The following is a 3,375-nucleotide window of genomic DNA, read 5'->3' as shown; positions in this document are numbered from 1 at the left end:
TTTCAACCACGCGCGGGAAATCACTCAGGCCACGGAAACCGCCTGCCGCACGCTGCGGCAAGCCGGCTTCGTGCTGCTCAACCAGAGCGTTCTGCTCAAAGGCGTCAACGACAGCGTCGAGGCGCTGGAGGAGCTCTGCCGCGAGCTGATGTATCGCCTCGGCGTCAAACCCTATTACCTGCACCATGGCGACCTCGCGCGCGGCATGGCGCACCGGCGCACGACGATTGCGCAGGGGCAGGCGCTGACCGAAGCGCTGCGCGCGCGACTTTCGGGCATCTGCAACCCCGTCTATGTGCTCGACCTGCCGGAAGGCGGCGGCAAGGTGCCGATCGGGCCTTGCCATGTCGAGGGACGGGACGGCGAGAACTGGCGGCTGCGCGGGCTGGATGGCGAGGTGAGGGCGTATACGGAGATCGTTGGCGAATAGGACTGCGCGCTAACCCCTGTCTTTCTCGACAAACGCCAGCACCACCACGCGCGGGGCAACGCAGTAGGCGAGCCTGGCCTTGCGGCCTGTCTTCGTCGTCGCGCAGCCTGCGTTCAGGTCGACGGTGATGTCCTCATAGCCCAGCACCTCGCGATCGAGCGGATAGACGGCCTTGTAGACGGCTTCCTTGGCGGCAAAAAGGATGCGGCCGGCAAGATGCCGGTCGGCTGCGTCGGTGCGGTCCGCGGGTGTTGTCACGAGCGCCAAAATGTCATCCGGGAGAGGCTGCGCGGGCTCGACGTCGATGCCGAGCGAGGCGATATCGCCAACCGGTGCAACCGCCGCTACCGCCATGTCGTCGTCGTGCGCGAGCGAACCCATTATTCCCTCGGGCCAGACCGGCGCGCCGGACGGCATGCGCAGGATGGCGACGTCGCCGACGCCAAGCTCCGCCAGCAGTCCGTGCGCGATCCAGCGGGCCGCGCCGCTGGATCGCCGCATGCCAGGCTGGCGCGCGGGGATGGAATGCGCTTCCCCAGGCAGCAGATGGGCTTCATCGCCTTCGCGGATCAGGCGGCATCCGATCCGGACACCGCTCGGCGCGATCGCGGCCATAGCCTCCAGCAGGGTCGTTTCCTCCGATGAATTCGCAGCGGGCGGCGTCAACGATCGACCATCGGCAGGACGGCGATCATTTCTCCGTCCTCGTCGATGCCTTGTTCCACGAAGCCGGCGCCGCGATAGAGGTGGCGCGCGGCCTCGTTCTCGGGCTCGTAGCAGATCGAAACCTCCCTGATATGGTCGAGATTACCGATCTCGTCGAGCAAGGCGCGCAATGCGGCCTTGCCATAGCCTTTGCCCTGGTGGGCGCGGTCGATCATGAAGCGGTAGACCAGCGCCTCGTTGTCCGACGCATCGTACATCAGGAAACCGACGACACGGGTCCCGGCCATGATGGCGCGCGGCCGCGCGTCTTCATCGGTTTCGGCTTCTTCGAGGGACTCCGAATTGCCGGCGACGAAATCCCTCTGCTCCGGAGCCAGTTCCAGGGCCGCGACCAGGGCGCGGTTGGCCCTGGTCACGGCAACGAGACGGGTGTCCTCGGTGTTCAAGCCGATGCCTTGGCCGAGGACTCGGTGATCGGCTCGACGAAGCGATGCAGCTTGGCCGGGTTGCCGCGCCATATGGAGTTGGGCTCCAGCTCTTCGCCCTTCATGACGAAGGAGTCGACATCGACCACCGAGCCTTCGCCCATGACGACGCCGTAGTGGACAAAGGCGGAGGGTCCGAGCGTGCAGCCCTTGCCGATGCGGATGAAGTCGGACTTGAAGGCGCCTTCCTCCAGCGAATGGGCCTGGATGACGCAGCCCTCGTTGAGGGTGGCGTCGTCGCCGATCTCCACCAGCGAGCGTTCGGTCAGATTGCTGCCGCCGTCATAGACACGGCTGCCGATCCTGACGCCCAGCATGCGCAGGATCATCGGCCGGAATGGCGTGCCGGCGAACAGCCGCACGATCGGCGAATCCGCCAGCTTCCAGTGGCGTTCATGACGCCAGAACGCCACGTCATAGATCGTCGTCATCTGCGGCTTCAGCCTGCCGAAACCAAGACTTGCCCGTTCCACGAAGATGTAGAAGGGAATGGTGATCGCCGAGGTCAGGAGCACGGCGACGAACAGTGCGACTTCAGCCCATTCGGTATAGTAGTTCAGCGCCCGGTCCCAGATCGCCAGCGTGGCGAACAGCATGACCCATTGCGTTGCCACGAACAGCAGGATCGTCACCAGATTGTGGCGGTTCTTCAACGGGATGCGCCGGCGCCGGTCGTCCTCGTCGATGCCGGCGATGAGTTCCTTGTCGCGGTTCACCATGCGCGGGATTTCAAAGGCAGGCGAACCCAGAAGCCCGACATTCTCGCGCAGCGGCCCGTCGATGGGGATCATCACCTTGGTGCCGAGCAGGACGTTGTCGCCGGTGCGGCCGTCCGGCGGATAGTAGATGTTGTTGCCGAGATAATTGCGCTCGCCGATTCTCGTCGGCTCGAGCCTGAAGGCGGCGGCGGATTTGTGCATGTTGATCATGAACAGCCCGTCCGACACCATGGTCTCGGTGCCGATCTCGCACAGAAGCGGGTTTTCGTGCTGCTGGTTGGAGCCGAAATTGGAGCCGGTCTGCACCACCTTGTTGAGGTTCCAGCCGATCGCTCGCATGTAGTGCACGATGGCAGAGCTGTCGCCGGCCAGCAGGCCGAGCACGCGCGAGTTGCTGGAGAATTCAGCGACGGTCTGCAGCCAGTAGCGGAAGCCGTACAGCGTGTAGGTGCGGCCTGGCTTCAACAGCAGGCTGACCAGGCGCGGCACCAGCGTCGCCGCCAGGAAGGATGCGGCCATGTAGCCGAACAGCGTCACCGTGGTGCCGATCGCGACGACGCCGATGGTTTCCTGGTAGTCGTCGCCGACATTTTCCCAATAGCTGTGGAACAAGAGCGGCAAGGGGGTGACGATGGCAAACAGGCCGATCAGCTGAACCGCTTCGAACAGGAAGCGCCGGATGTTGGACGGATCGACATTGCGCACCTTGCAATAGTCGGCCGTGGTCGGCACGGCCGGCGAGCCATGCCAGCGTTCGCCGTCGGGGATGCTTTGGCCGCGGTGCAGCGAGGACGAATGGCCGAGCTGGGCGCCGTCGCCGATCCTGGTGTCGATGTCGAGCGTCGAACCGACGCCGACAAAGGCATCGCGGCCGATGGTCAGCGGCCCGGTGTGGATGTAGCCGGACTGCGCCCGGAAACCGAGGATCATCGATTCCTTGCGCAGGATGGTGTTGGCGCCGATCGAGATGAGATCGGTGCAGACGGGCACGGATTTCGATTCGATGACGGCGTTCTTGCCGAGCCTGGTGCCGAGAAGCTGCAGGTAGATGCTGTAGAGCGGGCTGCCGCGGAAC

General features: G+C 64.6%; 3 protein-coding genes and 1 pseudogene. 1 reads left to right on the top strand and 3 read right to left on the bottom strand.

The genetic code is table 11. The features are described 5' to 3' along the window. Window positions 1-430 (top strand): annotated as a pseudogene (locus EN932_RS31985) (KamA family radical SAM protein); the annotation flags it as partial. Between the two features lie 9 nt (window positions 431-439). On the opposite strand, the gene EN932_RS31980 reads toward EN932_RS31985, so the two are convergent. From EN932_RS31980 to EN932_RS31970, 3 genes are all read right to left on the bottom strand, one after another. Next, the gene (locus EN932_RS31980) at window positions 440-1,045 is read right to left on the bottom strand and encodes a 4'-phosphopantetheinyl transferase superfamily protein (RefSeq protein WP_127368996.1); all 606 of its coding nucleotides are present in this window, start codon (window positions 1,043-1,045) and stop codon (window positions 440-442) included. 47 nt (window positions 1,046-1,092) lie between these two features. Further along, the gene (locus EN932_RS31975; RefSeq protein WP_245460964.1) at window positions 1,093-1,542 is read right to left on the bottom strand and encodes a GNAT family N-acetyltransferase; all 450 of its coding nucleotides are present in this window, start codon (window positions 1,540-1,542) and stop codon (window positions 1,093-1,095) included. Further along, on the bottom strand, window positions 1,539-3,375 hold a 1,837-nt coding region (locus EN932_RS31970; protein WP_281061566.1), incomplete at its 5' end, for a Pls/PosA family non-ribosomal peptide synthetase. The genes EN932_RS31975 and EN932_RS31970, both read right to left, overlap by 4 nt.

The organism is Mesorhizobium sp. M7A.F.Ca.US.002.01.1.1, assembly GCF_004022955.1.
In the GTDB taxonomy this organism is placed as follows: domain Bacteria; phylum Pseudomonadota; class Alphaproteobacteria; order Rhizobiales; family Rhizobiaceae; genus Mesorhizobium; species Mesorhizobium ciceri.
This window is presented reverse-complemented; position numbering and strand designations above follow the sequence as displayed.